Consider the following 7,148-nt stretch of genomic DNA (forward strand, 5'->3'; position numbering starts at 1 on the left):
TTATAAATAAAAAAGGTCTGAAAATATTTTCAGACCTTTTTTATTGGTTAGTTAGTTTTAAAAGCTTAGCGTGTACCGTTTACTATAAAAGCGTGAATTACGCCTGGAATCCAACCTAAAGCTGTTAATAGTAAACTTATTAGAAAAGTTACTCCAAGACCGTGTTTCATAAAAACGGCTAAAGGAGGTAATAAGATATTTAAAATGATCGTTAACATAATAATTTTTTTAATTGGTTATTTCTATCGAAATTACATAGAAATACAAGTCATCCAATTAGATTTAACGGGTTCTTGGTACGGGTTTAACAAAATATCATGCTTTGAATTTTCTGTATCTGGCCAGCATAAATACGTATATACTATAGCAAACCAAACCTGCAGCAACTAATCCCATTAGCCATGAACCATAAGGTGAATCCTGCAAAAATGAAAAAGCATCAGAGGTTCCCTTCATATTAGAAGTATTAGATTCTACGGCTGCCCTTATAAATATGTAAGCTAAAATCCCGAAAATAATTCCGCGAGCAATTAGCCCCAGGTAGCCGGTATTTTTAACTGTTTTTCGTTTCTTTTCGTCTGTAATAGAGTCGTAGCCAAAATCTTCAAGAAATTTCTTTGTTTTAGCTTTATTAAATTGGGCAATACTGGCCACAATAAGTCCTACGCCTATAATTGCAAAAACCACCACCCCAAGTGTTCCGGTAATTCCACCACCAGAGCTGCCACCTGAAGAGGATCCGGCGTTTATTAATGTCATAAATGCATAAACAGCCAGGCCCAGGTATAAAACAGCACTAATAAAATAGGCCACACGTTTTCCTTTCCCTTTTTTATCGTCTCCAATATTTTCAGGGTTCTGAATGGACTGAATAAATCGCCAGGCCGAGTAGCACAAAAGACCAAGGCCTATTAAAACCAGTAAGGCATTTCCAAATGCCTGGTTTTCCAAAAATTTGATTACCTGTAAATTACTGGATTTTTGACCGCCCATATTAAATGCAGCGAGAAAAGTAAGTATTCCCATAATGCCATAAACAGTAGCTTTAGCAACATAACCCACCCGGGCCATTTTCTTTAATTTAGAGTCCATTTTCTTAAGAATTTGTTTGGTTAGTAAACTAAATTTAATTCTTTAAAACGGTTAGACGAAGACTTGGGAAAATTTTAAAGGTTCAAAATTGTGAATTTTTAAAAATTTAAATGTATTAAATATAGGGTTGAAAAGATCTGGTTAGCGAAATATTTAAAGCAAAAATTTTTAAACCATTTCAAAAATAACCAGGGCGTACAGGTAAAATCTTACAAAACGCAGTAAACCAAACATAAGGTAACTGGGGAATGGAAATTTTATAATTCCCGCTGCAATACTCGTCATCGCAAACGGAATTGGGAGTAGTGCACCCACTATAATTAAAAATCCGCCCCATTTTCGGGTATTTTTAATATGTTGTGCCATTTTTACTTCAATAGCTTCGTGTACAGCCGGGATCTTAGTCATCCAGCGGCCTATAAAGTAAGAAATTACACCTCCTAAGTAGGAAGCCAGTGCCAGTAAAGAAAGGTATAGAATTGGACTGGAAGATTTGCCAGACCAGGCTATAAATAGTTCTGGCGGGATTAATCCCAGTAAAGATTCTGAAGCAAAGAAAACACTTATAATACCTAGCGGCGAATAAGTTTCGGTTACCGTTACCAGCATTTGCTCAATATCCAGCACCCAACGATCTATTGCCCAAAGCGCTGCTACAAATAAAACTATGGGTAAAATTGCTTTTTTTACACTTTTCCAAACAAAGCTGTAAAAACCGGTATAACTATAATACTGGTGCAATAAGCGTATGCGCGACTTCTTTTTAGATTTCGCATCTTTCTTCATCAAATTCTCCTTTAGCAATTTACTCACTAAGCGAGATTTAAATATTCCGATTTATATATCGGCTCCTTTAATTATCTCAGCTTAATGCCTTATGGGTTACCCCAGGATTTCTTATCGAGGTAGTTCAATAAGGTTTTTTATGCCGACTAACTATTCAAATACCAGACCAGTTTACTCTTTCAAGCTAAGATCTAGTTTTCTTCAGCATATTCATTGAAAGCTTTTACGTATTCACGTAGCTCCAATTCATTTACACGGTTAGAAGGATCTGCCATTAAAGAAAGAAGATAATCAAGGCTTTCCTGCCCGGTTGCTTCTTCCTGTAAAGGCGCTTCTTCACCTTCCTCTACCGGATCATCTTCTGGGATCGCAATATTAAAAGAATCGTAAGCTTCTACGTGTTCAAAAGTTAACCTGATGGTTTTTGCCAATAAAGGCTGACCTTCTTCTACAACAAGGGTTCTTAATTCTTTCAGGTCGTTTACCAGGGTATTGGTAATTATTCCATTGCGCATTAAATCACGCTGAATCTTATTGAGTAATTTTTGGGCTTTGATATTATTCAAGAGAATATTGGTTAATCAGGTTATACTATTTTTTTTGCAAATGTACTGCTTTCGTAGTTTTATAAAACATTTTAACAAAGAAATTAAGAAGCTTTTATACAGCTTGAAATGAGTTTTTAAGATTATTTATTTTTATAATCTTCAATTAACCCTTAATTATAAAGCCTCTAAAATTAACAATATCTTAGTCCTTAAGATTTCAGCGAAATCGCATTGTTTAGTAGCTTTAGCCTAACTAAAAAATTAAAATACTATGAGTTCATTAAAAGGAAAAGTTGCATTTATTACCGGCGGAAGTAAAGGAATTGGATACGGCGTGGCCCAATCACTTTTAGATTTGGGAATGAAAGTAGCCATAACAAGCCGTTCTAAAGATGCTGCTGAAAAAGCCGCTAAAGAACTAAGCGCAACTGACGCCTTAGGTCTTGAAGCTGATGTTAGAAATTACGAAAGTCAGGAAAAAGCCGTAAAGGCGGCAATAGATAAATTTGGGCAACTTGATGTAATGGTGGCCAATGCTGGAATTGGACATTTTGGATCTATAGACGAATTATCTCCAGAGAAATGGCAGGAAACAATAGATACCAATTTAACAGGAGTTTTTTATAGCGTAAAGTCCAGTTTAACCGCTTTAGAAAAATCTAAAGGATATCTTATTACTATTTCCAGTCTTGCGGGAACTAACTTTTTTGCAGGAGGAGCGGCTTATAATGCCAGTAAATTTGGCTTAACAGGTTTTACCCAGGCGGTGATGTTAGATCTTAGACAAAAAGGAATTAATGTAAGTACCATTATGCCGGGTTCTGTGGCTACTCATTTTAACGATCACACTCCAAATGCAGAAGATGCCTGGAAAATTCAACCCGAAGATATTGGGGAATTAGTGGTAGATCTTTTAAAAATGAATAAGCGTACCTTACCAAGTAAGATAGAGGTAAGACCATCGCAACCACCTAAAAAATAATTTTTTAAATAACATAAATTGAGGCTGACTGAAAAGTATAATTTTTGTCAAGCTGAACTTGGTTCAGCTTCTAATTTGTTTTAACTATAAACATTTTATATCCTGAAATAAATTCAGGAGGACAATTTTAAGAACTTTCCAGACAGCCTCTTTTTTTATCATTTCTTTTATCGTAATATTGCAATAAACAATTAAAATGGGTCTTACAAAATCGGAAATATTTAGCCCCTTGCAAAACGAACTGGCGGGAATCGCTAAGGTTCTGGGACATCCTGCCAGAATTGCCATTCTACAGGAAATTATAAAATCAAAATCCTGCATTTGCGGCGATCTGGTTCAGGAGGTTGGGTTGGCGCAGCCTACCATTTCACAGCATTTAAAGGAGCTGAAAAACATAGGACTTATAAAAGGGGATATTGAAGGAACACGGGTTTGCTACTGCATAAACCCCGAAAAATGGAACCAGGTCAAAGAACTTTTTGCCACTTTTCTTGATTCAAATATTTCTCCCAACGATGAGTGTTGCTAAAGCAATAACTGGGTATCCAAAATTTCAACTCAAATCTTACTTATAGAATAAAAAAATCTTTTTGTTATGGCTCGAAAAAAGATGAATTTCCTCGATAAATATCTCACAGTATGGATTTTCCTGTCAATGTTTATAGGGGTAGCTATTGGCTATTATATGCCACAAAGTGCCGGGATTATAGATTCCTATAGCGTTGGATCAACAAATATCCCTATTGCCGTAGGTTTAATTTTAATGATGTATCCGCCTTTAGCCAAGGTAAATTATAAATATTTACCTAAGATTTTTAAAAATGTAAAAATTCTTAGTGTCTCCTTATTACTAAACTGGATTATAGGCCCCATTTTAATGTTCTTTCTCGCCATAATTTTTCTCCAGGATCATCCCGAATATATGGTTGGCCTTATTCTAATTGGCCTTGCCCGTTGTATCGCTATGGTTTTAGTATGGAACGATCTCGCGGAAGGAAGCAGCGAATATGGTGCTGGTTTGGTTGCTTTAAACAGCATTTTTCAGGTGTTTTTCTATAGTTTTTATGCCTGGATCTTTATCACCGTTTTACCGCCATATTTTGGGTTTGAAGGCGCTATTATAGATATTTCAATTGGTACAATTGCTAAAAGCGTTGCTATTTATCTCGGTATTCCATTCCTGGCGGGCTATTTAAGTCGGGTAATTTTAGTTAGAGCCAAAAGCGAAGCCTGGTATAAAGAAAAGTTTCTTCCGGCAATCTCACCGCTAACCCTTATTGCGCTTTTATTCACAATTTTAGTGATGTTTAGCCTAAAAGGTGAAACTATCGTGGAAATCCCGGTAGATATAGTTTTAATTGCTATTCCGCTGGTAGTTTATTTTATTTTGATGTTTTTTATAAGCTTTTTTGTCTCTAAATATTTCGGTGCAGGTTATAAGCAGAATGCCTCTATTTCATTTACCGCAACCGGGAATAATTTTGAACTTGCCATAGCCGTAGCAATTGCTGTCTTCGGAATTGATAGCGGGCAGGCATTTGCAGGAGTTATTGGGCCTTTGGTTGAAGTTCCGGTTTTAATTGGTTTGGTAAGTGTTGCGTTTTGGTTGAAACAGAAATATTATCCTAAAGAAAAATTAGCATAATGGCTGAAGTTTACGACGTTATAATAATTGGAGGCGGCCAAAGCGGACTGGCCTGTGCTTATTATTTAAGACGAACAAAACTGAATTATTTAATACTTGATGAGCAGGAAAACTGTGGTGGTGCCTGGCAAAAAACCTGGGATTCTTTGCGGCTTTTTTCTCCGGCAGATCAGTCTTCACTTCCCGGTTGGCTAATGCCTAAGAACGAGGATGGATTTCCGCCCAAGGATCACGTAATTAATTATTTGTGCAATTACGAAGAACGTTATAATTTTCCTGTGAAGCGTCCGGTTCAAGTTGAAAATGTAGAAAAAGAATCAGGTGTTTTTAAGCTTAAAACTTCAGCAGGAGATTTTTTAGCAAAAACAGTAATTTCAGCAACCGGAACCTGGAAGGCGCCATTTATTCCGAAGATAAAAGGAATAGATATTTTCCGCGGAAAACAAATTCATTCGGCTCAATATAAAAATACAGATAAGCTTGAAAATAAGAAGGTGCTTATTGTTGGGGAAGGAAATGCCGGAGCACAAATTTTAGCCGAAGTTTCTAAAGTAACGAATGCCAGTTGGGCAACTTTAAAAGATCCCGAATATTTGCCAGACGATGTAGATGGCAGAGTACTTTTTAATGTAGCAACCGCAAAATATAAAGCCGAGAAGGAAGGAAAGAAATTTGATCCGGCAGCTTATAACCTTGGAAATATTGTTATGGTGCCCACAGTTAAAGAAGCCCGGGCAAGGGGCGTGCTTAAAACCAAAGGGAGTTTCACCGAGTTTACCGAGAATGGCGTGATTTGGGAAGATGGAACTAATGAAGATTTCGACCTTATAATTTGGTGTACGGGCTTTCATTTTGCTACAGATCATCTAAATAATATAGAGGATCCAGATGACAAGGGTAAAATAAAAACCGAAGGAACCAGAGCAAAAAACACTAACGGACTTTGGTTAGTTGGTTATGGTGGCTGGACAGGCTATGCTTCTGCTACTTTAATTGGCGTTGGCCGAAGCGCACGCGCTACCATAAAAGAAATTATCGAATATCTAATAGACTAAGTTTCCCAATTTTTTAAGAGCTTTTATTCTCTAATATTGATGCATGTTAGGCTATGCCGTTAAACCCATACTAAAAATCTAAAATTGCTGGGTCGTTACTATACTCTGCGCTAATTTTGAGTAAAACCAAAAAAAATTAGATATGAGTATTAAAGGAAAAACTATAATTATAACTGGAGCTTCTAGTGGAATTGGAGAAGCTACCGCTAAAAAATTATCCCAGGAAGGAGCTAATGTTGTATTAAGTGCACGCCGTGAAGATAGATTGAATTCTTTAAAAGATGAGATCGTAAAAAACGGTGGATTGGCTTTAGTAGTTCCTGCAGATGTTACTAAGAAAGAAGATTTTAAAAAGGTTGTTTCCTCAACTTTAGAAGAATTTGGAAGCATTGACGGAATTATAAATAATGCCGGTTTAATGCCACTTTCTTACGTTAAGAATCTACATACCGATGAGTGGGATAAAATGATAGATGTAAATATAAAAGGAGTAACCAATGGTGTTTCTGCAGTGCTACCAACAATGATGGAGCAGAAAAGTGGAAATATAATTAACATTTCTTCTAGTGCAGCACACAAATATTATCCAGGTGGAGCTGTTTATTGTGCTACTAAAGCAGCGGTAAAAATGTTTACCGAAGGACTTAGAGCAGAATTAGCTCCTCATTACGGAATAAACGTGACTTCTATAGATCCAGGATTTGTATCTACAGAACTAACAGATACCATTACAGATGATGAGATCAAGAAAGATATGGAGCCAATGTTTAAAGAGTTAACTCCATTGCAGGCAGAAGATATTGCTGAAGCAATCTATTATTCATTAAGTCAGCCGAAAAGAGCTAATATTAATGATGTATATATTATGCCAACAGATCAGGAGCAATAGATTAGCTTCCTTATTAAATAAAAAGGGTCTGTAAATTAAACTCTGTCTGATGTTTCAATTCCTCTGGGGCTAGCCCCAGAGGAATTGGCGTTTATGTCCAGTGGTATCCGGTCTCCAAATTTAATATAAAATTGCTGAATCGTAAGGCTCC

The 7,148-nt window shown here is 36.4% G+C and carries 9 protein-coding genes; 5 read left to right on the plus strand and 4 right to left on the minus strand.

The window, feature by feature from the left end:
- Positions 1 to 65: 65 nt before the first annotated feature.
- The 4 genes from J0871_RS11530 to J0871_RS11545 all read right to left on the minus strand — a co-directional run bounded on the left by J0871_RS11530 (position 66) and on the right by J0871_RS11545 (position 2,444).
- Positions 66 to 224: a YqaE/Pmp3 family membrane protein gene (locus J0871_RS11530; RefSeq protein WP_057483226.1), complete on the minus strand. Its 159-nt coding sequence runs from the start codon at positions 222 to 224 to the stop codon at positions 66 to 68.
- 91 nt (positions 225 to 315) lie between these two features.
- Positions 316 to 1,092, minus strand: a complete 777-nt coding sequence (locus J0871_RS11535; protein WP_208225383.1) for a DUF1206 domain-containing protein — start codon at positions 1,090 to 1,092, stop codon at positions 316 to 318.
- A 168-nt stretch (positions 1,093 to 1,260) separates the two neighbouring features.
- Positions 1,261 to 1,878, minus strand: coding sequence for a VTT domain-containing protein (locus tag J0871_RS11540; RefSeq protein WP_075326813.1), 618 nt, complete (start codon positions 1,876 to 1,878; stop codon positions 1,261 to 1,263).
- A 191-nt stretch (positions 1,879 to 2,069) separates the two neighbouring features.
- On the minus strand, positions 2,070 to 2,444 hold the full coding sequence (locus J0871_RS11545) for a hypothetical protein (RefSeq protein ID WP_075326814.1): 375 nt from the start codon (positions 2,442 to 2,444) through the stop codon (positions 2,070 to 2,072).
- Positions 2,445 to 2,697: 253 nt separating this feature from the next.
- Here J0871_RS11545 and J0871_RS11550 point away from each other — a divergent pair, with 253 nt between their 5' ends.
- The 5 genes from J0871_RS11550 to J0871_RS11570 all read left to right on the plus strand — a co-directional run bounded on the left by J0871_RS11550 (position 2,698) and on the right by J0871_RS11570 (position 6,997).
- Positions 2,698 to 3,408, plus strand: coding sequence for an SDR family oxidoreductase (locus J0871_RS11550; RefSeq protein ID WP_208225385.1), 711 nt, complete (start codon positions 2,698 to 2,700; stop codon positions 3,406 to 3,408).
- 196 nt (positions 3,409 to 3,604) lie between these two features.
- On the plus strand, positions 3,605 to 3,937 hold the full coding sequence (locus tag J0871_RS11555; protein WP_208225387.1) for a metalloregulator ArsR/SmtB family transcription factor: 333 nt from the start codon (positions 3,605 to 3,607) through the stop codon (positions 3,935 to 3,937).
- Positions 3,938 to 4,003: 66 nt separating this feature from the next.
- Positions 4,004 to 5,053, plus strand: coding sequence for an ACR3 family arsenite efflux transporter (gene arsB, locus J0871_RS11560; protein WP_208225388.1), 1,050 nt, complete (start codon positions 4,004 to 4,006; stop codon positions 5,051 to 5,053).
- Positions 5,053 to 6,108 (plus strand): ArsO family NAD(P)H-dependent flavin-containing monooxygenase, encoded by a 1,056-nt coding sequence (locus J0871_RS11565; protein WP_208225390.1) that lies wholly within the window; start codon positions 5,053 to 5,055, stop codon positions 6,106 to 6,108. Before arsB ends, J0871_RS11565 begins: the two co-directional genes overlap by 1 nt.
- A gap of 142 nt (positions 6,109 to 6,250) precedes the next feature.
- The gene (locus tag J0871_RS11570) at positions 6,251 to 6,997 is read left to right on the plus strand and encodes an SDR family oxidoreductase (RefSeq protein WP_208225392.1); all 747 of its coding nucleotides are present in this window, start codon (positions 6,251 to 6,253) and stop codon (positions 6,995 to 6,997) included.
- Positions 6,998 to 7,148: the final 151 nt, after the last annotated feature.

This window comes from Salegentibacter sp. BDJ18 (assembly GCF_017579965.1).
GTDB lineage: Bacteria > Bacteroidota > Bacteroidia > Flavobacteriales > Flavobacteriaceae > Salegentibacter.

Coding starts and splice junctions, on each gene's coding strand:
- J0871_RS11535 (WP_208225383.1), bottom strand. CDS start 1,092: ATGGACTCTAAATTAAAGAAAATGGCCCGGGTGGGTTATGTTGCTAAA.
- J0871_RS11540 (WP_075326813.1), bottom strand. CDS start 1,878: ATGAAGAAAGATGCGAAATCTAAAAAGAAGTCGCGCATACGCTTATTG.
- J0871_RS11550 (WP_208225385.1), top strand. CDS start 2,698: ATGAGTTCATTAAAAGGAAAAGTTGCATTTATTACCGGCGGAAGTAAA.
- J0871_RS11555 (WP_208225387.1), top strand. CDS start 3,605: ATGGGTCTTACAAAATCGGAAATATTTAGCCCCTTGCAAAACGAACTG.
- arsB (WP_208225388.1), top strand. CDS start 4,004: ATGGCTCGAAAAAAGATGAATTTCCTCGATAAATATCTCACAGTATGG.
- J0871_RS11565 (WP_208225390.1), top strand. CDS start 5,053: ATGGCTGAAGTTTACGACGTTATAATAATTGGAGGCGGCCAAAGCGGA.
- J0871_RS11570 (WP_208225392.1), top strand. CDS start 6,251: ATGAGTATTAAAGGAAAAACTATAATTATAACTGGAGCTTCTAGTGGA.